A 21,243-nucleotide genomic window follows, 5' to 3' on the forward strand; every position below is an offset into this window, starting at 1 on the left:
CTTTTTTATTTTCCGCCTCCCGTCTTTGAGATCCAGCACATCATCTTGATATCGTTCTCACCAGCGCAGAGCGATTGATTATTTTCTGTACTGACACAGCAAATCCAACGAAAATGCGGATTTCAAGCCCGCCACCTTGACACTGTCTGGCAGGGCTTGGATACTGCCGCACCTGAACAGAATTTCAGGCTTGATGAATCTGCTTGCGGCCCGTCTGACCCGGACTCCCCGCCAACAGATGTATCCGATATTTTCTCTGGAGACGCAATGGCGCTGCAACAATTATCCGAACAGCAGATCCGCACCTGGACCCGCTCCCAAAAGGACGAGTGGTGGTTTAACAATATCTATCGCGGTAACATGGCGCAGCTCACTTTGCGCTCTGCACTGACAGGCTTTCTGCTCGGTGGCATACTCGCTGCCACGGCTTTATATATCGGCGGCAAAACCGGTGTCGCCATTGGTGTGAATCTGATCAGCGTTATTCTCGCTTTTGCCATCTTCAGAGCGCTGCACAATGCCGGTATTGCCAAAGACTTTACCATTCTTGAAAATAACTGCACACAGTCCATCGCCACTTCGGCTGGCTATATGATCACCCCGCTGATTGCCAGTCTGCCGGCTTATATGCTGGTCACCGGCGTCATTATTCCCTGGTGGCAGATGCTGATCTGGATCGTGATCACATCGATACTCGGCGTGCTGGTCGCGTTCCCGATGAAGCGGCGTTTTATCAATGAAGATCAATTGCCGTTTCCGGAAGGTGGCGCTTGCGGCGTGGTGCTCGATGCACTGTATTCTTCCGACGGCAAACAAGGCATGTTCCAGGCCAAACAACTGGCGGTCACTGGTTTGCTGAGCGCAGCCTACCAATTGCTGATCAGCGACGGCTGGATGAAGCTGATACAGATCCGCCTGCTCGCCATGGACAAACGGGCCGGCCTGAAAGAAGCCTGGACCATACGCGAGCGCTTCGATGATTACTACTATGCAGCGATGGTTCAGTACGATCTCTGGGTACCGAAAATCCTGGGCGTCGATTTCCGCACGCTGGGGCTGCGCTTTACGATTGACACCGCCATGCTGGGTGTGGGCGGACTGATGGGCATACGTGTCGCCAGCAGTGTTCTGCTTGGCAACCTGCTCAATTTCGCGATTCTGGCACCGTGGATGATACAGCGTGGCGATATCGTCGAACGGATATCAACTGCCGGCAAAACCGTCCCCGTCTCACGCATTGAAATCCTGAACCAGTGGGGTTTATGGTGGGCCGTTGCGATGATGGTTGCAGGCTCTCTGGTCGGATTACTGGCCAAGCCGGAAATTTTTACCAATGTATTCAAAAACTTCGGTCGCAAAAAAAGCGCTGAAGAAAAAGTCGATCTGCTGGCGGATATCGAAGTACCTCTGTGGATTTCCTATGTCGGCGTACCGATATTCAGCGTACTGGCAGCGTGGAGCACGCATGCCTTCTTCGGTGTTCCGTGGCTGCTCGCCTTTATTTCGTTACCGATGATTTTTGTGCTGACCGTGATCTGTACCAACGCGATGGCGCTCACTTCCTGGATGCCGACTGGCGCCTTATCGAAAATCACCCAGTTCACTATCGGCGCCATCGATCGCAGCAATCCGGCCAGCAATCTGCTGCCGGCAGCGATCACAGCCGAAGTGTCGCAAAACGCTTCGAGCCTGCTGTCCGACATTAAACCGGGTTATATGCTGGGTGCCCGCCCGCGCCAGCAGGCGATCGGCCATCTGATCGGCATCATCTCTGGGGCACTGGCGTGCATTCCACTGTATTTCCTGCTGTTTCTGCCACCGGATAATCACGGTGTGCGCAGCACCTCCACGCTGGTCTCTGAACAGTTTTCCATGCCGGCTGCGATGCAATGGAAAGGGGTCGCCGACCTGATCGCGCACGGTGTCAGCAGTCTGCCTGCCAGCGCCGTAACGACGATGATCATTGCGGCTGTATTTGCCGTTATTTTTGAAATCGCCGGAATAAAGAGCAAAGGCCGCTTCCCGCTCTCATCTGTATCGATCGGCCTCGGCGTGGTTTTGCCGACCGATGCCTGCATCATGATGTGGCTCGGTGCATTCGGATTCTGGCTCATGGAAAAACGCCATCCGGTTCCCGGCAGCAGTGGTAACCGCTTCTGGGTAGACGGATGCGAAGCAATATCCGCCGGTTTGATTGCCGGTTCTGCCCTGATCGGTATCGGCAATGCGATTCTCAATGTGCTGATTTGATTCAGCAGCCCGACAACACCGCACCGTTATTGAGCCCCGTCACCATGCGGGGTTTGTTGTTCTGAATTCATTGAAAGATCAGGAATTCTCTGCATTTGCTGGTTGATGAAAGCATCAAACGCCTGCAACAGGGGCCGGAATTTTTGTTCGTTCTGTTCAATCCGCATCAGTGCATAGGCGCAGGCTTCGAGACTGGAGAGCTGATCAGGCTGATGCGCCCGACGTATCCGGTAATGCGAAGCGGGCATGTGTTCCAGGCTGATACGGGGCAAGCACTGCAGAGCTGGGTTCAGATACAGCATCTTGCGACTTTTTCGCCAGGTAGCGTCGAGCACAACCAGGCGTATGCCGGTGAGTTCCGCAGGCAGCGGACGGGCTGCTGCATCCCACGGCATCAGGTCTGGCGCCTGATTCTGGCTGGTATCCGGATACAGCAATACCGGCTGACGCTGTGAGGGGCAATGTTGCTGATGATGCGGGTGATCACTGCTGTTCGCCCCATACAAAGCCTGCTCCAGCAGATCCGGCGCAAACTGTTCGCCACAGATGATCCGCGAATGATCGAGACATAAATGCAGCAGGCGCACACTCCCCTTGGCATGATGCACTTCCAGCGGATGCTGCAATATCAATACATCAGTCTGGTTCGCAACGCGCTGAATGCAGGCGCAGATACACGCTGCCTGAGCGCGGTCACAACGTTCACAGACAAGCCTCCGGTGATATGCCGGACCAGCATCAGAAGCACGAGCAGTATCGTGCTGATTCATACGAAATCCGGCACAAATAGCATATCGGTCTGTTTCACCTGATTAATCCGGCACCTGCCATAAGTGATCCAATGCGGCAGCCAGTTCCGGATAGCGAAAGGCAAAGCCGCGCGCCAGCGCCTGCGCCGGACGCACGCGTTGCCCGCCCGTCAGCAATAAGGCCCGTTCTCCCAGCATCAGGCGGAGCACTGCCGCGGGCATCTTCAGCCATGCAGTACGGTGCAACTGGTGCGCTAATGCCGCAGTCCATCCGGCGTTCTGAACCGGATTGGGCGCGACCATATTAAACCGGCCAGCGGCACTGGCATCCATCAGCAAGCTATAGAGCAGCGCAATATAATCGTCGATATGAATCCAGCTCATCCACTGTCTGCCATCACCGATTTGCATACCCAACCCCAACTGGAAAGGAAGGCGCATTTTCTGTAATACGCCGCCTGCCGCATCCAGGACTAAGCCTGTCCGCAGCAGACAAAGCCGTATTCCCATTGCTGCTGCCGGTAGTGCAGCGCCCTCCCATTCAACGCACAGCAATGCGCCGAAGTCCTGCCCGGCTGAGGAGGACTCATCCTGCCAGTCATCACCATGGTCGCCGTAGTATCCGATCGCCGAGCCGCTCAGCAAAACAGCGGGTTTGTGATGTGCATCCGCGATACGGCGCAGCAGTGCCGTTGTCAGCCCTATCCGGCTGTTTCGCAATATTTTTTGACGCGAAGCAGTCCAGCGCCGGTCGGCAATCGGCTCACCCGCCAGATTGATCACGGCATCAAACACGGTATCGGCGCGGTATTCGTCGAGCCCACACATCGGTATCACGTCCGCGCCGCAGAGTACCTTCACCACGCTGGAATGCTGTCTGCTCAGCACTGTCAGTGTATGTCCCTGCGCCGTCAGGAAGGCGCATAAGCGGCGGCCAATCAGACCCGTCCCGCCAGTGATCAGAATACGCATCATTTTCCTTTCGCTTTTACGACAAAAACAAGTTCAAGCTGACTGAACTCAGCGCAGCTCTTCGAGTATTTTTAAGCCTTCGTCAAAATTCCAGATACGCCGGATTTCAATCACATCATACTGCGCCGCAATAGCAGGTGGAAACGCCGCATATCTGGCATTAATCCGCACGATATTCCGCACCGCCTGATCCAGATCGGCCCTGCCGCTGGAACGGTGGATGGTGATTTCCTCGACGCTGCCATCGCTGCGGATCGCAACCGTCACCAGCGGATCGCCACGAGCCTTGTCTTTGGAAGTCTGTGAGTAATTCAGATTACCATTGCGCTCTACTTTCTGTTTCCAGCTGTCGACATACATGCGAAGCTGCACATCTTTTTCAGAGCTGCCGAAAACACTGTGACGGCGCGGCTTTTCCTCGGTGCTGTTGCGCGGCAGCGGCGGAGTGCCGCCCAGTAAATCCAGCCCGCGCGCCTGTTCTCTGGCGCGGTTCGCCAGATCACTGCTGTACAGATTGCGTGGCAATAAAGCCAGCGATTTATGATCGTCAGATCCTTCCTGCCCCTGCCCGGCGGTACTTGCGCTACCAGCACTACCGGCAGTACCGGCATCGCGGTTCACAAAGACAGCCCGGCCTTGCTGCGCCGTACCGGAAACTCCGCCCGGTACATTCTGGACAACCTGTCCAGGCTGAGCATCGCTGCTGCCGCGCTGTGTCAATACAGCGGCGGCTTCCTGTTCGTGCTGCTGGATGGCCTGCCGGATGGCACGCTGCCGGGCGACTTCTGCCTGTTGCTGTGCCTGCTCTGCCTGCTGTTGCAGTTGTTCTTGTTCGCGACGACGTGATTCGGCCACACGCTGCTGTTCTGCTTCTTCCTCTCGTTGCTGCGCGAGTTGCCGGTTGGTACGCAATGTCTGCACCCGTTCGCGACGCTGCTGTTCCCGCTCTGCCGATTCCGCCTGCAATTGTTGCTGCAAGCGTGCGTCGTCCAACCGGACCGGATTTGCCGACTGCGCCGCCGCCAGTGCTGTGGCATTGGCGCGCAATGCTTCCTGCATCAGCCGGTGTTGTTCAGCTTCCTGTTCCAGTTGCTGCGTCATGGCCTGCGCCCGCGCTGCATCTGCCACGCGGCGGCGGGCATCGTCATCGATTTCCTGCAAGGTCTGTTTCGCCTCTGCAGATAATCCGGCTTTCTGTGGAGTCAGCTCTTCGGGTCGCACCAGCCGTTCAGTTTCTCTGCGCTGCCGCTGGGCCGCGTCTAGTGCGAACCGGATAACGGGTTCCGCAATCGCCATGGCATCTGCCATCGGTTCCGATACCGGTTTGGCGTCAGCTTCCGGCTCCGGAGTCTGCTGCGCCATGGAAGCACTGACCGGATCGGCAAACTGCCTGGGCGCCAGCGCCGCATCGGCAATTTTTTTAACATCGTCCGGATTCGGCACGGCCACCACAAAGCTGTCATTGAAAATACTGTCCTGCGCGATGATATCCGGCACTGCCGTTGCCTCATGCCTGCGCTGATGGACGAGAGGTTTTACAGAGCCAGCCTTTGATCTGATGCTCGCAACCGGTTGTTTTTTCTTGTGCTGCAGTGGCGCAGAAGGTGCCGGACGGGCGCGGGCTGCCGGAGCAATAAGTTCGATCGCATTGGCAGGAGCGGATATCGTCACAACCGGTCTGACTGGCGGGGACAGCGGCGCTGGTACTGAAACGGACTCATGCAACGGCGTCGACATTGATGCCGGTATTGGCACGGACGACGGCCCGGCGGATGTCGCCGCCAGCTGCGCCGCAGGTGCAGGTGCAGGTGCAGGTGCAGGTGCAGGTGCAGGTGCCAGTGTAATCTGCAGCGCCTGATCAGCTTCGGTGCTGCGCCGTTTGCTCCAGGGTTTTTCGATGCCCGGCAATCCCAGCCCCGGCAGACCAAACTGCAACGACAAAATCAGCCCATGTACCAATAACGAAATCAGCAGGCCGGCAGTCAGACGTTTTTTAATCGCAGGCGGTAATCGGGAGGCGGTAGTCACTGGAAACAAATTCATGCCACTGGCTGAGGTTGAGCAAGGTTGTGGGAGAAATATCCTGCGCTCAATAACAGGCACAGTCGTCACCGGCGTTACTTTACCATTGAGAAGCAAAATTTCCTGCGCATTTTTGTACTTGCTCAGTACTGCTTCAGTGCGCCAAGCCCTGCCCGGATTATGCCGATTTCATCGCAAAAACCCGGCGGATGCCACAAGACCATCCAACCCGGTTTCGATTATGCTGTGATCATGGCGCAGTTCCGGTATTTTCAGCTTTTCCAGTCTTTCCTGTATTTCTCGTATTTCTGAAAAGGACAACATGATGCACGATACGATGTCGATTATTGACTCTCACACCGGCGGTGAACCGACCCGGATAGTGATCTCTGGCGGCCCTGATCTGGGCGATGGCCCGCTTTCGGCACGGCTGACCTTGTTCCGTGAAAAATTTGACCGCTACCGCAGTGCGATTGTCTGCGAACCGCGCGGCTCGGATGTGCTGGTCGGGGCGCTGATCTGCGAACCATCGGACCCTGCTTGTGTTGCCGGCGTCATTTTTTTTAATAATGTTGATTATCTGGGCATGTGCGGTCACGGTATGATCGGACTGGTCACCACACTGGCGCATCAGGGGAAAATCAGTCCCGGCAGGCATCGCATTGAAACGCCGGTCGGCGTGGTCGAGACCGAACTGCATGCCGATCGCTCGGTCACGGTGCATAACGTCCCGGCTTATCGTTACCAGGCAGCGGTCGCTGTTGATGTTCCCGGTATCGGCACCGTCAGCGGCGATATTGCCTGGGGCGGAAACTGGTTTTTCCTGATCAGCGACCACGGACAAAATCTGGCGCTGACACAAGTCGAATCGTTAACGCATTACTGCTGGCAGGTGCGACAGGCATTGGAACTGCAAGGCATCACCGGCGAAAACGGCGCGCTGATCGATCACATCGAACTGTTCGGGCCACCGGTTTCCGGGAAAAATCACAACCGGAATTTTGTACTGTGCCCCGGCAAGGCATACGACCGTTCCCCTTGCGGCACCGGCACCAGCGCCAAACTCGCCTGTCTGGCGGCAGACAACAAGCTGGCGCCAGGTCAGATCTGGCGTCAGGAAAGTATCATCGGCAGCGTATTTGAAGCTTCCTACGAAGCGCATGCCGATGGCCGGCGCATTCTGCCTGCATTGCGCGGCACAGCGCACGTGACGGCGGAAGCCAAATTACTGCTGCATGCTGATGATCCGTTCCGCTGGGGCATCCGTAGCGAATCACTTCAGGCCGACTGACACAGATCGCGGTAATCGCTGGGCGTCATGCCAACCGTCGCTTTAAATACCCGGGAAAAAGCGCTGTGATCCTGATAGCCGCAGGCCAGCGCGATAACAGTGATGCTGTCGCGGCTGTCAGTCAGCAAAGCCGAAGCCGCATCGAGCCTGATTTTGACCATCATCTGTCGCGGCGTTAGAGAAAAGATTTTATGAAAATTCCGCTCCAGCTGCGCGACCGATAATCCGGTCAGCGTCACCAGTTCCGTCATGCTGACAGGGCGGGAAAAATGTTGCCGGATATGCTGCACTGCCACGGCAATACGGGCATAGACCGGATGCTCCTGATCGGGTGCTGCCAGATCGCGGGAAATACCGGTCATGCCGATGATCTGCTGGCTGCGGTCCCGCAAAGGAAATTTCTGCGTCAGACACCAGCCCCGGGAACGATCGGGATACAGATGCAGTTCCAGCTGATCGCGCAGCTCGCGCCTGCCCTGCAACACGATCGCATCCTGCGCCGCATAACTGGCAGCCAGCGCCGCCGGAAACACATCGGCAGCACGGCAACCAAGCAGTTCGGCCTTGCTGCGCCGTCCGCAACGACGTACCAGCGTATGATTGACCACCAGGTAACGGCCATCTTTGTCTTTGACAAAAAAAACGATATCCGGCATCACGTCAAACAGGTTTTCGGCAAAAAACGGGTCATCAAGACTGAAGGCGATTTGCTCTCGGGGCGTCATGGCAAAGCAGGTGGAACCGGATTCCGGCACAAAATTTATCACACTAATATATTAATATGAAAATCAATACCAGAATCCGCCTGAATCGCCTAAAAATACCCTGTAATGCGGTTTTTTCTTACAGTAACGGTGTTTCTTGAACGGCAAAACCGGTAATGATGTCGCTTTAAGATATGAGAGTAGCGAATTTAAAGTTTGTTCCAATCGATTTTAACAAGGTAAAATTCGAAGAAATAGGGATTAGTCTCATATAAATTAAATCAATATCACCAGCATCCGTTTTAAAAGGAACCCCATGTCCGCCATTCCGAATGAGCAAGCACCGCAGGCACCGAAACAACGTGCCGCCAATATTGCTTATGATGCGATAGAAAACATGATCGTGACCCTGCAGCTGAAACCGGGAGCACCGATTATCGAAGCGGAATTGCTGGAAAAAACCGGGCTGGGCCGCACACCGATGCGCGAAGCGCTGATGCGCATGTCCTCCAATGGTCTGATCCGGCCGATGCCGCGCCGCGGACTGGTGGTAAGCCAGATAGAGGCAGCCGAACACCTGCAGTTGATCGAAACCCGGCGGGTACTGGAAAACCTGATCGTCACCAGCGCCGCGCAACGGGCAGATGCAATCCAGAAACAGGAGATCATGCAATCGGCAGAAAAAATGCTGGCGGCCGCAAAGCGGCACGACCTGCATGCGTTCATGGAAGCCGATCAGAGCTTTGACCACACCCTGCATACAGCCTGCGGCAATGCTTCTGCGGTGGCGGCGGTGGTGCCGCTGGTGATTCAGTGCCGCCGTTTCTGGTATGCCTATCAGCATGAAGGTGATATTGAAGAGGGTGCGCGCTGCCATCTGCTGGTCGCCAAGGCGGTCGCGCGCGGTCACGTGGAGCAGGCGCTGAAGTCGTCGAATGGTCTGATGGATTACCTGGAATCATTCACCCGCAAAGCGATCCCCTCTGCGGCATCAGGCAACTGACGTCGCCGAGCGTGGCAGTCGTCTGACATTCGGCAATGCCTCGCTCTCCAGCCAGCGCCTGAAACGCACCATCTGATGCGTGGCGCGCCGGTGCGCAGTGCGGTTTTTCAGCAAGATCATCATTCCCGCCTCGCTGACCGCCCAGATTTGTCCATGCGGCAGATAAGCATACGACGCACCGATCACCCGCAGCTCCTGCTGACCGAGTTCCGGTACCAGCAATGCCTGTAAATCCTGTTCCGGAATCCAGATCTGTTCCTGTTCCAGATAAAAACGCAGGTGATGGCCATCGAAACTGTAATAACAGCCGTTCCACGACTCCAGCACATCGCGCTCCGCACGACGCCGGATCGCAGGAATCAGGCTGATCAATTCTGGACTGAACAAGTGCGCCCATAACCAGGCGCTGACCAGCAGGCTCATCGGCGCTGCGCGCGGATTGAGCGCGGAAAAATAACGCCATGCCATCCATGTCACAGCCGCACAGAACAACAATCGTACAAAGAAACTGATCAGCGCAGACATATCATACTTTCAGGCCCAGTCCGGTGGGCGCTTTTCGATGAATGCCTGCACGCCCTCCTGTGCAGATGCCTCCATCAGGTTACAGGCCATGGTCTGTCCAGCTAGCTGATAGGCGGCTTCGATGCCCATTTCCGCCTGTTTGTAAAACAGCTGCTTGCCGATCCGGATAGCCGCTGCTGGTTTAGCCAGGATAGTTTCGCATAGCGCAGAGATCGTGTCGTCGAGTTGCGCTTCCGGTACGACGCGGTTCACCAACCCGCGCTGCAACGCGGTCTGTGCATCAATGAATTCACCGGTCAGCAGCATTTCCATCGCCTGCTTGCGCGAGAGATTGCGCGACAGGGCAACTGCCGGGGTGGAGCAGAACAGGCCGACATTGACTCCGGAAACGGCAAAGCGGGCATGGTCGGCAGCCACCGCCAGATCGCACATGGCAACCAGCTGGCAACCCGCCGCTGTCGCCAGACCGTGCACCCGTGCGATCACCGGCTGCGGCAATTTCTGGATCGCCAGCATCAGCTTGCTGCACTGGGTAAATAAATTCTGGTAATACTTCATGTCAGGACTGGCCTGCATTTCCTTCAGGTCGTGTCCCGCGCAAAACGCTTTTCCGGCGGCTGCCAGAACCACGACCCGTACCGCGGGATCGGCAGCGATTGCCCTGAACTGTCCGCTGAGTTCTTCCAGCACCTGTTCCGACAACACATTGAAACGCTCGCCGCGATTGAGCGTCAGTGTGGTCACACCGGCCTGGTCACTGCGCAAAACGCAAGGCAATGCAGTATCGCTGCTGCGCATGATTTATTCTTCCCCTTCGTCGGTTTCCATTCCGGACTGCACGCTCTTGCCCTGCCCCAGCAACACCGGCGGCACATAGGTTGCCAGCAGATGTTCCCGGCTGGCCGGCGTTTCCAGACTGATGCGCCCCAATGCGCCGCTGCGGTAATCAATCAGCAAAGTATGCGCCGCTTTTTCAAAATCCCAGTCGCCACCCTTGAGCCGGAAACCACGCTTTTTCGCAATGCCTTCCACTACGGCGACAGCATCCATCTCCGTCAGATCAAAACCGTAACGCGCCGCCAGCGACTGCGGGTAATGCGCGATCAGCCGCTCGGCCAGAAAGACCGCGATTTCCTCTTCGATCAAGGCGTTAATACCGATGGCGTGACTGGCAGCCAGCATCAGGCCATCAGTCGGATGTTCGATCTTGGGCCACAACATGCCGGGTGTATCCGTCAGGATCATATTCTTGCCCAGATACAGCCGCTGCTGGGTCTTGGTCACGGCAGGTTCGTCGCCTACATTGGCAACCCGTTTTTTCAGCAGGGCATTCATCAACGTCGATTTACCGACGTTCGGAATCCCCATGATCATCATACGCAAGGGCTTGGTCGGTACGCCGCGATGCGGTGCGATTTTGAGCGCCAGTGCCGGAATACGCGCCACATCGGCGGGCTTTTTGCAGCTCAGCGCCACTGCGTGGACATTTTTCTGGCTGTTGTAGTAATCGAGCCAGAGCCGGGTCGCGTTCGGATCGGCGAGATCGGTTTTGTTCAGGATTTTGAGGCAAGGACGCTGACGGAAAGTGCGCAACTGCTCAACCATGGGATTGCAACTGGCTTGCGGAATGCGGGCATCCAGCACCTCAATCACCAGATCGGTGTTTTCCATGGTTTCCGCCGCTTTCTTGCGGGCGGCGTTCATGTGGCCGGGGAACCATTGTATGGACATGCTTATTCTTCTTTTTACTTAATCAAAGTGATATTGTACGGAACTCTGCGCAGCGGGGGCAGAAGTTTATCCTTTGCACCTGTTTTTTCAGAAATCAGGGGGATAGACCGTTTTTTGCGTCCGGCGCACCAGATGCATTTGTCCGTTTTTCCTGAGCGCTGCCGGAAAACAGGTGGAGAGCGGCCGGAACCGGTGCCTGCGTGATCCGCCCGCTCTCCGTGGCGGCAGGCTGTATCCTGTTGCGCTCGCAGGTTACTCCAGATCCGCCAGCACCTTAAGGTGCGCCGTGACGCTGCGCGCCAGTGCCGACAGGTTGTAACCGCCTTCGAGACAGCTGACGATACGGCCCTGCGCATAGTCTCTGGCCACCGACATGATCTGCCGGGTCAGCCATGCATAATCCGCTTCCACCAGCCCGAGCTGCCCCATATCGTCTTCGCGGTGCGCATCAAATCCGGCCGAAACAAACAGCATCTGCGGACGGAACGCCTGCAACGCCGGCAGCCACTGCTGCGTCACCAGCTCACGGATCACATCGCCATAGCTGTGCGCAGGCACCGGCACATTCACCATGTTGCCGGCCTTTTGTTCCGTACCTGAATACGGATAATACGGATGCTGGAAAAAGCTGACCATCAGCACACGCTCATCGTTACGGAAAATATCTTCCGTGCCGTTGCCGTGATGGACGTCAAAATCAATAATCGCCACACGCTGCAGACCACGCACCTCCAGCGCATGCTTCGCCGCCACCGCCACATTATTGAACATGCAAAAACCCATCGACTCTTTGCGGGTAGCATGATGCCCCGGCGGGCGGACAGCACAAAACGCATTTTCGATCTCGGCATCAATCACCGCGTCGGTCGCCGCAATCGCCGCTCCGGCAGCCCGCAGGGATGCCTGCCAGGTATGGGCATTAAGTGAAGTATCGGCATCCAGAGGGAAATGCTGGTATTCGGAACGTTCGGTCGGGCAGTTTTCGCGGATGCGGTAAATGGCGTCGGCGGAATGCACGCGCGCCAGATCCGTTTCCTGCGCCAGCGGCGCATCGCGGTGATCCAGCAAGGTGCTGATGCGGCTGGCAATCAACTGGTCCTCAATCGCCTGCAGACGTTCGGGAGACTCGGGATGCCAGGCGCCCATTTCATGACGCTTGCAATCGGCATGGGTGTAATACGCGGTAGTCATGTCTCATATTGATTTTGATTTTCCTCCCAGTGTCACTCTATTTGCAGGCTTTTGCAAATGCGCTTTTTTCACTGGTGCAGGGATTGCAACAATCTGCGGCAATTCCGATTACACTGTGCGCTGCTTCTGACGCGAGGAAAAGATGTTTGTCAATATTCACAAAGTAGCGACACAGGTCAACGAAATCATCATCGGTAAGCAATTGCAGGTCCGGCAGGCCCTGGTCTGCCTGCTGGCAGGCGGCCATCTGCTGATTGAAGACCTGCCCGGTGTCGGTAAGACCACACTGGCGCATGCGCTGGCGATTTCGCTGGGGCTGAAGTTTAACCGCCTGCAGTTCACCAGCGATCTGCTGCCAGCCGATGTGGCTGGCATTTCAATTTTTGACCGGGAAAAAAATCAATTCGTATTCCATCCCGGCCCGGTCTTTGCACAAGTATTGCTGGCCGATGAAATTAACCGCGCCACCCCCAAAACCCAGTCCGCCCTGTTGGAAGCGATGGAGGAAAAACAGGTTTCGGTGGAGGGGCAGACCCGTAATCTGCCGACACCGTTTTTCGTGATTGCGACTCAGAATCCTTCCCATCAGGTGGGCACATTTCCGTTACCGGAATCGCAGCTGGACCGTTTTCTGATGTGTCTGTTGCTGGGCTACCCGGATCCGGCGGCAGAACGCGCCCTGCTCGCAGGCGACGACCGTCGGCAATTGCTGGCCAGACTGCATCCGGTCATGCAGGTAACAGAATTACTGGAAGCACAGCAGGAACTGAAGCAGATTCATGTCTCTGCTTCACTGCTGGATTATGTGCAGGCACTGGCGCAGGCGACCCGCAACGGCGATGTATTCGCCGAAGGGATGAGTCCGCGGGCTTCACTCGCGCTGCTGCAGGCCGCCCGCGCCTGGGCGGCGCTGGAAGGCCGCAATCATGTTTTACCCGAAGATGTGCAGGCAGTGCTGATTCCGGTCGTGGCACACCGGCTGCGGCCGTTAAAGTCGGTCAGCGGCAAAGCCAGCGCCAGCAGTGACTTGTTGCTGCAGCTGATGAAACAAATTCCGGTATAAGAGCAACATCATGTCCTCCGCTTTGCCACCGCTTCAGCCGCCGTCCCCGCACTTGCTGGCGCGCTGGCGTCAACAATGGCGCAAGATGGTTTTTCTGGAAAAAATGCCGGAAAGCGGTGAAGTGCTGCTGACGCAAAGGCGGGTATTCACCTTGCCGAGCAAAGCAGGCTGGATGTTTTTACTGCTGCTCCTGATCCTGTTCATCAGCGCCACCAACTACAACCTGAACCTGGGTTTCGCCCTGACTTTCGTGTTGGCGGCGAGCGCCATCGTGAATGTATTTCTGAGTTTTCGCAATCTGGCTTACCTGCATCTGGCCAGCGGGCCGGTCACATCGGTATTCGCCGGGGAAGAAGCACAATTGACCATTTATCTTATCAATCGCCGCGCCCACCAGCGTTTTGCGATCTGGGCCGGCTGGCAAAACCAGCCTGAGACAGCCAGGGCAGCCGATATCGCGCCCCACAGCCAGACTGCATTGCAACTGCATTTCCATACCAGCCAGCGCGGCTGGCAACAGGTGCCGCGCATAGCGCTGCATACCTGGTTTCCGCTGGGTTTATTGCGTGCCTGGAGCACCTGGCTGCCGGATGCCAGGGCACTGGTTTATCCTGAACCGGAAGCGCTGGCGCCACCATTGCCGATGATCAGCAAGGCAGGTAATGAAGTCAACGAACAGTCAGGCACGGAAGATTTCTCCGGTGTGCGGGCCTATCAGCCCGGCGACCCCTTAAAACATCTGGCATGGAAGCATATCGCCCGCGTTGATCCGGCCGCCGGCGGGCAACTGGTCAGCAAACAGTTTTCCGGCGGGATGGGTTCTGAAGTCATGCTTGATTTCAGCCGTCTGCCGCATCACATGGATCCGGAGCTGAAATTATCGCGGATGACGCGCTGGGTCATCGATGCCGATCTGAGCGGTATTGCTTACGGGTTTCAGCTGGGTACCGATCATCTCGCTCCGTCGCAAGGGCCAGCACACCGGGAAGCCTGCCTGCGCGCACTGGCCCTGTATCAGCTTCCCGACGCATGAACAGACAAAACCGTATGCGCCTGCCACGCTTTTCCTTCCCTGTCCTGAGCCGCGATAAAGCCGATACCCTGCTGCTGCTCGCCGCCTGCATCAGCATCCTGCTACCGCATTTCCAGCATGTCAGCTGGTGGGTGACCGCCAGTTGCACCGCCTTGCTGGGTTGGCGCACCTGGCTGACCCTGCAAGGTCTGCGTCTGCCGCCGTCCTGGGTGCTGCTGCCGGTGTCGGCACTGACCATGCTCGGGGTATATCTGCAATATCATTCTTTCTTCGGACGCGAAGTCGGCGTCACCATGCTGATGCTGCTGCTGACCAGCAAGCTGTTGGAAATGCATGCCAGACGGGATTTATTTGTGGTTCTGTTTCTGAGTTTTTTCCTGATGCTGACCAGTTATTTTTATCAGCAAAACATTGGCAGCGCCTTCCAAAGTCTGACTGGTCTCAGCCTTTTATTGACAGCACAGCTGTCATTTCAATATACAGGTCTTTACCCGTCCCTCTGGCAACGATTCAAACTCAGTCTCAGCATTCTGGGGCTGGCGATTCCGCTGACACTGGCAGCGTTCTTCCTGCTTCCAAGGGTACAGGGGCCGTTGTGGGGTTTGCCGGGAGATGCGCACAGCGGCCGTTCAGGCTTGTCGGAGAGCATGGCGCCGGGCGGCATCAGCGAGATGGTACTGTCTGAAGACATCGTTTTCCGCGTGCAATTCGGCGGTACAATTCCCAACAAATCCCTGCTGTACTGGCGTGGCATCGTGATGGATCAGTTTGACGGCAAAACCTGGACGCATAGTCCCGGTTCGCAACCGCTGACCTATTCACCGGCGAGTTATTCCGGCCCGGCCATCGCACAAACGATTCTGCTCGAACCACAGCGCCAGCGCTGGCTGTTTGCACTGGACCTGCCTGCCAGCCTGCCGCCACCGCAGACCGGTCTGACAGCCAGTCTGAATCCGCAGATGGAATTACGCAACAGCGAGAGCATCAGCCAGCGTTTGCGCTATGAAATCACGTCTTATCCGCAATATCGTTACCAGACTGCCCTGACCGCTGAAGAACGGGAGCAGGCTCTGCAACTGCCTTCAGGATTCAATCCGCGAACCGCCAATTTTGCAAGCACACTGCGTCAGCGTTACGTGGAAGATGCCGATCTGATCAATGCGATCTTGCAATTTTTCCGTCAGCAAGCATTCAGTTACACGCTGGAACCACCATTACTCGGCAGGCAGACGATTGATGATTTTTTGTTTGAAAGCCGTGCCGGGTTCTGCGAGCACTACGCCAGCACCTTTACCAACATCATGCGCTTTGCCGGAATCCCGGCCCGCATCGTCACCGGCTACCAGGGTGGCAATATCAATACTGTGGACGGCTATTTTGAAGTCAGACAGTCCGATGCCCATGCCTGGAGCGAAGTCTGGCTTAAAGAACGGGGCTGGGTACGGGTAGATCCTACCGCCGCAGTCGCGCCCGAACGCGTCATGCAAAACCTGGACCGTGCGATTCCGAAACGCGGTTTCGCAGGATTGATGAACTTCGCCTTGTCCGGTAATTCCTGGAGCCAGAATCTACGTATGCGATGGGATGCGGTAAATAACTCCTGGAACCAGTGGGTACTGAACTACAACCACCAGACACAGCTCAACCTGTTCAAATCATTTGGTCTGAAAGAAGTAGACTGGGCGCAACTCAGTCTGATTTTTTTTATCGCCGGCAGCCTGATTCTGGCGCTGATTGCACTACCTTTAATGTGGCACAGCACGCCTCAGCCGCCATTGGATAGAGTATACTTTTTATTTTGTAAAAAAATGGCAAGAAAACAGCTGCCAAAAATGCCGGAAGAAGGGCCCCTGCACTATCTGCAAAGATTGCGCCAAAAACTTCCTGCCAAAGAATTTCAGGCAACCGAGCAATTCCTGAATCTGTATATGGCTGCCAAATACGGAAAACACGATTTTTCTGAATTCAATCTGATCAGCCGGCTGAAGAAATTATTAGCCGCCTGCCCATAACTATCATTTTTCTTCGTCATTCAGCATGACTGCACCATTCCAGCATTTGAAATCCGCTTCCTCACAGCTTGCCAGACTGACCTGCTCGCTACTTTTAACACTGTTGCTCTTACCCGGCCTGACTATTGCCGCCAGCAGTCAGAAAAAAGCTAAAAAACCCCCTGCACAGGAAACCATGCAAACGGACAATGTGCATTTTGCGCAATGGAAAGAAGTCGCCCTGTTTATCCGGCAAATGGAAGTCCAGCATCAATTCGATACCGGACAACTGGAAACCCTGTTTGAACAGGTGCGCTATGTGGATACAGCACGACAGCTGGTGAAGCCGGCTCCGGCCGGCAAACCCAAAAACTGGAAAGCCTATCGCGCCCGCTTTATCGAACCTTACCGGATCGAAGCAGGTGTCGCGTTCTGGAATCAATATGCCGACACACTGGAGCGCGCGCAGCGGCAGTATGGCGTTCCCCCGGAAATCATTGTCGGTCTGATCGGTGTCGAAACAATTTTCGGCAAGCATACCGGAAAATTCCGCGTCATGGATACACTGACCACGCTGGCCTTTGATTACCCGAACACGCCCAACCGGGAAGCCAGAATGCAGTTTTTCAGGAAAGAGCTGGAGAATATGCTGCTGCTGGCCAGAGACGCCGGTGTTGATCCTCTGTTGTTCAAAGGTTCTTATGCCGGTGCAATCGGCTGGTCACAATTCATGCCTGGCAGTATTCGTCAGTATGCCGTTGATTTTGACAGTGATGGCCGGATTAATCTCACCGATTCTCCAGTTGATGCCATTGGCAGCGTCGCCAACTACTTGGCACAACACGGCTGGAAACAGCAATTACCCGTTGCCTTTCCCGCCACTTTGCTGACAGAAAGCAGCCATCCCCTGCTGGTCGAAGCACTCGGCCGTGGCTTACGCGCCACGTATTCCAGGCAGGACCTGAAAGACGTCATCAGCACCGCCAGTGCCGAAGCGCCGGAAAATATCCTGTACGGGGTGATTGATTTGCAAAACGGCGAAGATGCGCCGGAATACTGGCTGGGCACCGATAATTTCTACGCGATCACCCAATACAATCGCAGTTATTTCTACGCCATGTCTGTTTTTGAACTGGGACGCATCATCAAACTTGCCCGGGAAAAATAAAAACGAGATATAAAACAAAAATTTTTTAACAATATGTTTCGTTTTCACTAATTGATTTCAGGAACTTTTTGCTCAATACTGTTCATGCAAGCAATTGCACACATGCAAATAAAAGAATTAACTCACAACATTCTTTTTTTAAAACAAGTATTGCGATTCATTATGAATTAAACTACAGTGATGTTATCTTATTGATATAAAAGCATTATCAGCATTTGATATGTCAATAGATTTAACAATGTTTTGCTATTTTTCTCGTAAGCAAATTTCATTTTAAAGATACAATATTACCGTTTGATTAATTCTCATTGAAGCAATTAATTCAGCATCAATAGACTAGACAGCGAGGTAATTATGGCCAATCTGACCCAGCTTGAATCAGATGAAATCGACTACGATCCAAATAATCTTTTGGATACTCTGATTAAACAATTGCACCTGAAAAATGACGCAGCGTTGTCCCGTGCGTTGGAAGTTGCTCCACCCGTTATCAGTAAAATCAGGCACCGCCGCTTGCCGGTTGGCGCTTCTCTGCTGATTCGTATGCACGAAATCAGCGATGTCAGCATCAAAGAATTACGTGAATTAATGGGTGACCGTCGCGCGAAATTCCGCATCAGCGACAAACAATTCAAACCCAAAGATGCTGCATAAGTTTTGAACAAATGAACATATGCACGGGAGCCGTTGAAACTACATGGCTCCGGGCAAAATACCGAAACCGTTTATCCAGACAGTTTCGGTATTTTTTTATCCGGATCAACAAACTTTTAGGCTGGAAAGACGCCCGTTGACAGGTAACGGTCTCCCCGGTCACAGACGATAAAAACAATCGTTGCATTCTCGACGGTCTCGGCGACCCGCAGGGCAATCTCACACGCCCCTGCAGCTGAAATACCGCAAAAAATTCCCTCTTCCGCAGCCAGGCGACGCGCCATATGTTCGGCATCGGACTGACTGACCGATTCAGTCCTGTCAATTCTGGCCTTGTCATAAATTTTCGGCATATAAGCTTCCGGCCATTTGCGAATACCCGGAATCTGCGATCCCTCTTCCGGCTGCGCGCCAACAATCTGTATCTGTGGATTTTGCTGCTTCAGATAAGCGGAAACACCCATAATCGTACCGGTCGTCCCCATTGCGGACACGAAATGCGTTACGCGTCCGCTCGTATCTCGCCAGATTTCGGGGCCAGTTCCCTCAAAATGCGCCAAAGGATTATCCGGATTCGCAAACTGATCGAGGATCACACCTTTGCCTTCTTTCTGCATCTGTTCTGCCAGATCGCGGGCGTATTCCATGCCACCAGTTTTCGGTGTCAGAATAATTTTAGCGCCATAAGCAGCCATACTCTGACGACGCTCTATAGTCAGGTTTTCAGGCATCAGCAACAGCATTTTGTATCCCCGCATCGCCGCTGCCATCGCGAGGGCAATTCCGGTATTGCCACTGGTCGCTTCGATCAGGGTATCACCCGGCTTGATCTGCCCGCGTTCTTCGGCACGCTTGATCATGGACAGCGCTGGCCTGTCTTTGACGGAACCGGCAGGATTATTTCCTTCCAGCTTTCCTAAAATGATGTTATTGCGACGTACATTTTCAGCACCGGGGATACGCTGCAATCTTACCAGCGGCGTGTTTCCTATCGTGTCTTCAATGGTCAGGTAAGGCATATCTTTCATAATCACTCATAGTTTCCTGAAACAGAGCACCATTCTAAACGCAGACGCACTGTTTCGCCGTCTCATCTGCAGCCCGGAATCCGGAACCCGGATGCTGTATATGCCGGAAAACTCTGGCGCGCAGAGGGAAAAGCAAGCAATCTGCTCCGGAAATCAGGAAAAACCTTTCTTATATACATTTTGCATAAGCTAATAAAAAAAGCCTCTGACAGGTTCATCAGAGGCTTTTCTTGATACTGGTCAAGGCAAACCAGTTATTCGACGGGGGAACGATTCCCCTGAACCTGCTTATTTCGTTTTGCCTTCTTTCGCGCTGACAGCTGCCTTGGAAGCACTGGTTGCGGCGGCATCAGCCTTCATTGCCTTTTTAGAGGTTTTATCCGCTTTTTCAGCAGCTTTATCTGCAGTTTTTTCTGCTTTAGCAGGAGCTGCTTCTGGCATCGCATCGGCTTTCGCGGCTTTGTCAGCCTTCGCTGCTTTTGCTGGCTTGGCATCAGCCGCTGGTTTTGCTGCCGGAGCACCGGATTTAGCCTGTCCGTTCACGGTCAGTCCGGCTTCCGATAACTTCACAGAGTTTTTGTCACCAATGCCTTTAACGCGGGTCTGAAAATCAGCCCAGTCTTTAAAACTGCCATTTTTTGTACGCTCTTCGATAATCGCCTTCGCTTTAACCGGGCCGATTCCTTTCACGCCATCCAGGGCAGCCTGATCTGCCTTATTCACATCCACATCAGCAAATGCAAAATTCATTGTTGCCATCAAGGCGATCAGGGCGAGCAATAATTTCTTCAACATAGAAAACTCCTTAAATAAGTAATCAGTCATGGTGATGTTTAAGCTTGGTATTACCGAAAGAAGGCTGGTGCCGTTCTGTCATCTTTAACGATACCATACAAAAAAGGTTGACCGAATTTTACTTTTCAGGAAATTTCATGTTCTCCAAATAATTCCACTCTGGAAACAGTTGCCGTACCAAGCTTACCTACCACGATGCCGCCAGCCCGATTAGCAATCGCCACAGCATCCTGCATCGACATGCCGTTTGCCATCATGACCGCCATAGTCGCAATCACCGTGTCCCCTGCGCCGGACACATCGAAAACCTCTCTTGCCATCGCAGGCACATGCGTCACATCCGCTTCGGTGAAGAGCGTCATGCCCTCTTCTGAACGGGTCAGCAGCAAGCCCTGCAACCCCAGTTCGCGACGCAGATTCTGGGCTTTTTCTGTCAACATATCTTCCCCAGACCATTCGCCGATGATCTGACGCAATTCAGCCTTGTTCGGTGTCAATAGCGTGGCACCAGCATAACGGCTGAAATCACTCCCTTTCGGATCCACCAGCACCGGTTTTCCTGCAGCCAGCGCGGCTTGTATCATCATGCAGACATTTGTGAGCCCCCCCTTGGCATAGTCCGACAAAACCACCAGATCAGAAGCGCTGAGCAATGCGTTAAAACGATTGAGTTTATCGCGCAGGATATGCTCGGTCGGCCGCTCTTCAAAGTCGATACGGATCAGTTGCTGTTGTCGGCCGATGACACGGAGTTTAATGATGGTTGAAATCTGCCGGTCCCGGCTCAGATAACTGTCGATGCCGGATTTTTTCAACAACTGCTCAATGGTTTCACCTGCTTCATCGTCACCGATCACGCCCATCAGACCTGCACTGACGCCAAGAGCGACCGCATTCAACGCCACATTCGCGGCACCTCCCAGGCGCTCTTCGCGACGCTCAACGCGCACAATCGGGACAGGTGCTTCCGGCGAAATCCGGTTAACTTCGCCAAACCAGTAACGATCCAGCATCACATCACCAGCAATCAGGATGCGTTTTTTCAACGGTTGATTCACTGCATGACCCCGATT

19 protein-coding genes are annotated in these 21,243 nt (G+C 54.6%); 8 read left to right on the top strand and 11 right to left on the bottom strand.

The window, feature by feature from the left end:
• Positions 1-267 precede the first annotated feature (267 nt).
• The gene (locus HV832_RS05585) at positions 268-2,250 is read left to right on the top strand and encodes an OPT family oligopeptide transporter (protein WP_176802587.1); all 1,983 of its coding nucleotides are present in this window, start codon (positions 268-270) and stop codon (positions 2,248-2,250) included.
• Between the two features lie 26 nt (positions 2,251-2,276).
• On the opposite strand, the gene HV832_RS05590 is transcribed toward HV832_RS05585, so the two are convergent.
• Genes HV832_RS05590 through HV832_RS05600 form a run of 3 tightly spaced genes read right to left on the bottom strand, consistent with a single transcriptional unit; the run spans position 2,277 to position 6,014 of the window.
• Positions 2,277-3,020, bottom strand: a complete 744-nt coding sequence (locus tag HV832_RS05590) for a tRNA-uridine aminocarboxypropyltransferase (protein ID WP_176802588.1) — start codon at positions 3,018-3,020, stop codon at positions 2,277-2,279.
• Between the two features lie 42 nt (positions 3,021-3,062).
• The gene (locus HV832_RS05595) at positions 3,063-3,974 is read right to left on the bottom strand and encodes a TIGR01777 family oxidoreductase (RefSeq protein ID WP_223827201.1); all 912 of its coding nucleotides are present in this window, start codon (positions 3,972-3,974) and stop codon (positions 3,063-3,065) included.
• A 45-nt stretch (positions 3,975-4,019) separates the two neighbouring features.
• Positions 4,020-6,014, bottom strand: a complete 1,995-nt coding sequence (locus HV832_RS05600) for a TonB family protein (protein ID WP_176802589.1) — start codon at positions 6,012-6,014, stop codon at positions 4,020-4,022.
• A gap of 304 nt (positions 6,015-6,318) precedes the next feature.
• On the opposite strand from HV832_RS05600, the gene HV832_RS05605 reads away from it, so the two are divergent.
• Positions 6,319-7,284, top strand: a complete 966-nt coding sequence (locus tag HV832_RS05605; protein WP_280525082.1) for a 4-hydroxyproline epimerase — start codon at positions 6,319-6,321, stop codon at positions 7,282-7,284.
• Here the strand turns inward: HV832_RS05605 and HV832_RS05610 are convergent.
• On the bottom strand, positions 7,272-8,009 hold the full coding sequence (locus HV832_RS05610; protein ID WP_176802590.1) for an AraC family transcriptional regulator: 738 nt from the start codon (positions 8,007-8,009) through the stop codon (positions 7,272-7,274). The two genes, HV832_RS05605 and HV832_RS05610, sit on opposite strands and share 13 nt — an antisense overlap.
• 295 nt (positions 8,010-8,304) lie before the next feature.
• Between HV832_RS05610 and HV832_RS05615 the strand changes: the two genes are divergently transcribed.
• On the top strand, positions 8,305-8,991 hold the full coding sequence (locus HV832_RS05615) for a GntR family transcriptional regulator (protein WP_176802591.1): 687 nt from the start codon (positions 8,305-8,307) through the stop codon (positions 8,989-8,991).
• Here HV832_RS05615 and HV832_RS05620 read toward each other — a convergent pair.
• The 4 genes from HV832_RS05620 to HV832_RS05635 form a co-directional block, all read right to left on the bottom strand.
• On the bottom strand, positions 8,980-9,516 hold the full coding sequence (locus HV832_RS05620; protein WP_176802592.1) for a BRO-N domain-containing protein: 537 nt from the start codon (positions 9,514-9,516) through the stop codon (positions 8,980-8,982). The two genes, HV832_RS05615 and HV832_RS05620, sit on opposite strands and share 12 nt — an antisense overlap.
• A 9-nt stretch (positions 9,517-9,525) precedes the next feature.
• A complete protein-coding gene (locus tag HV832_RS05625; RefSeq protein ID WP_176802593.1) occupies positions 9,526-10,314 on the bottom strand; it encodes an enoyl-CoA hydratase in 789 nt (262 codons plus the stop codon).
• A 3-nt stretch (positions 10,315-10,317) separates the two neighbouring features.
• A complete protein-coding gene (gene ylqF, locus HV832_RS05630) occupies positions 10,318-11,247 on the bottom strand; it encodes a ribosome biogenesis GTPase YlqF (RefSeq protein WP_176802594.1) in 930 nt (309 codons plus the stop codon).
• Positions 11,248-11,499: 252 nt separating this feature from the next.
• Positions 11,500-12,438 (bottom strand): histone deacetylase family protein, encoded by a 939-nt coding sequence (locus tag HV832_RS05635; protein WP_176802595.1) that lies wholly within the window; start codon positions 12,436-12,438, stop codon positions 11,500-11,502.
• Between the two features lie 142 nt (positions 12,439-12,580).
• On the opposite strand from HV832_RS05635, the gene HV832_RS05640 reads away from it, so the two are divergent.
• From HV832_RS05640 to HV832_RS05660, 5 genes are all read left to right on the top strand, one after another.
• Entirely contained in the window at positions 12,581-13,501 is a 921-nt protein-coding gene (locus HV832_RS05640; RefSeq protein ID WP_176802596.1) for an AAA family ATPase, read from the top strand.
• A gap of 10 nt (positions 13,502-13,511) precedes the next feature.
• Positions 13,512-14,534 carry a DUF58 domain-containing protein gene (locus tag HV832_RS05645; RefSeq protein WP_223827202.1) on the top strand — a complete coding sequence of 341 codons (1,023 nt, stop codon included), beginning with the start codon at positions 13,512-13,514 and terminating at the stop codon, positions 14,532-14,534.
• Entirely contained in the window at positions 14,531-16,546 is a 2,016-nt protein-coding gene (locus tag HV832_RS05650; RefSeq protein WP_176802597.1) for a transglutaminase TgpA family protein, read from the top strand. Before HV832_RS05645 ends, HV832_RS05650 begins: the two co-directional genes overlap by 4 nt.
• A gap of 25 nt (positions 16,547-16,571) precedes the next feature.
• The gene (gene mltB / locus HV832_RS05655) at positions 16,572-17,693 is read left to right on the top strand and encodes a lytic murein transglycosylase B (RefSeq protein WP_176802598.1); all 1,122 of its coding nucleotides are present in this window, start codon (positions 16,572-16,574) and stop codon (positions 17,691-17,693) included.
• 354 nt (positions 17,694-18,047) lie between these two features.
• Positions 18,048-18,347 carry a hypothetical protein gene (locus HV832_RS05660; RefSeq protein WP_110257001.1) on the top strand — a complete coding sequence of 100 codons (300 nt, stop codon included), beginning with the start codon at positions 18,048-18,050 and terminating at the stop codon, positions 18,345-18,347.
• Between the two features lie 116 nt (positions 18,348-18,463).
• Here the strand turns inward: HV832_RS05660 and cysM are convergent, their stop codons facing one another.
• From cysM to rfaE1, 3 genes are all read right to left on the bottom strand, one after another.
• Positions 18,464-19,366: a cysteine synthase CysM gene (gene cysM / locus HV832_RS05665; protein WP_176802902.1), complete on the bottom strand. Its 903-nt coding sequence runs from the start codon at positions 19,364-19,366 to the stop codon at positions 18,464-18,466.
• Between the two features lie 297 nt (positions 19,367-19,663).
• Positions 19,664-20,170 carry a ComEA family DNA-binding protein gene (locus tag HV832_RS05670; RefSeq protein ID WP_176802599.1) on the bottom strand — a complete coding sequence of 169 codons (507 nt, stop codon included), beginning with the start codon at positions 20,168-20,170 and terminating at the stop codon, positions 19,664-19,666.
• A 125-nt stretch (positions 20,171-20,295) separates the two neighbouring features.
• On the bottom strand, positions 20,296-21,228 hold the full coding sequence (gene rfaE1, locus HV832_RS05675) for a D-glycero-beta-D-manno-heptose-7-phosphate kinase (RefSeq protein WP_317889303.1): 933 nt from the start codon (positions 21,226-21,228) through the stop codon (positions 20,296-20,298).
• Positions 21,229-21,243: the final 15 nt, after the last annotated feature.

Source organism: Cognatundibacterium oligocarboniphilum (assembly GCF_013377855.1).
Taxonomy (GTDB): domain Bacteria; phylum Pseudomonadota; class Gammaproteobacteria; order Burkholderiales; family Burkholderiaceae_D; genus Undibacterium; species Undibacterium oligocarboniphilum.

Coding starts and splice junctions, on each gene's coding strand:
- HV832_RS05585 (WP_176802587.1), top strand. CDS start 268: ATGGCGCTGCAACAATTATCCGAACAGCAGATCCGCACCTGGACCCGC.
- HV832_RS05610 (WP_176802590.1), bottom strand. CDS start 8,009: ATGACGCCCCGAGAGCAAATCGCCTTCAGTCTTGATGACCCGTTTTTT.
- HV832_RS05590 (WP_176802588.1), bottom strand. CDS start 3,020: ATGAATCAGCACGATACTGCTCGTGCTTCTGATGCTGGTCCGGCATAT.
- HV832_RS05595 (WP_223827201.1), bottom strand. CDS start 3,974: ATGATGCGTATTCTGATCACTGGCGGGACGGGTCTGATTGGCCGCCGC.
- HV832_RS05615 (WP_176802591.1), top strand. CDS start 8,305: ATGTCCGCCATTCCGAATGAGCAAGCACCGCAGGCACCGAAACAACGT.
- HV832_RS05660 (WP_110257001.1), top strand. CDS start 18,048: ATGGCCAATCTGACCCAGCTTGAATCAGATGAAATCGACTACGATCCA.
- cysM (WP_176802902.1), bottom strand. CDS start 19,366: ATGCCTTACCTGACCATTGAAGACACGATAGGAAACACGCCGCTGGTA.
- HV832_RS05645 (WP_223827202.1), top strand. CDS start 13,512: ATGTCCTCCGCTTTGCCACCGCTTCAGCCGCCGTCCCCGCACTTGCTG.
- mltB (WP_176802598.1), top strand. CDS start 16,572: ATGACTGCACCATTCCAGCATTTGAAATCCGCTTCCTCACAGCTTGCC.
- HV832_RS05640 (WP_176802596.1), top strand. CDS start 12,581: ATGTTTGTCAATATTCACAAAGTAGCGACACAGGTCAACGAAATCATC.
- HV832_RS05635 (WP_176802595.1), bottom strand. CDS start 12,438: ATGACTACCGCGTATTACACCCATGCCGATTGCAAGCGTCATGAAATG.
- HV832_RS05600 (WP_176802589.1), bottom strand. CDS start 6,014: ATGAATTTGTTTCCAGTGACTACCGCCTCCCGATTACCGCCTGCGATT.
- HV832_RS05620 (WP_176802592.1), bottom strand. CDS start 9,516: ATGTCTGCGCTGATCAGTTTCTTTGTACGATTGTTGTTCTGTGCGGCT.
- HV832_RS05605 (WP_280525082.1), top strand. CDS start 6,319: ATGCACGATACGATGTCGATTATTGACTCTCACACCGGCGGTGAACCG.
- HV832_RS05650 (WP_176802597.1), top strand. CDS start 14,531: ATGAACAGACAAAACCGTATGCGCCTGCCACGCTTTTCCTTCCCTGTC.
- ylqF (WP_176802594.1), bottom strand. CDS start 11,247: ATGTCCATACAATGGTTCCCCGGCCACATGAACGCCGCCCGCAAGAAA.
- HV832_RS05625 (WP_176802593.1), bottom strand. CDS start 10,314: ATGCGCAGCAGCGATACTGCATTGCCTTGCGTTTTGCGCAGTGACCAG.
- HV832_RS05670 (WP_176802599.1), bottom strand. CDS start 20,170: ATGTTGAAGAAATTATTGCTCGCCCTGATCGCCTTGATGGCAACAATG.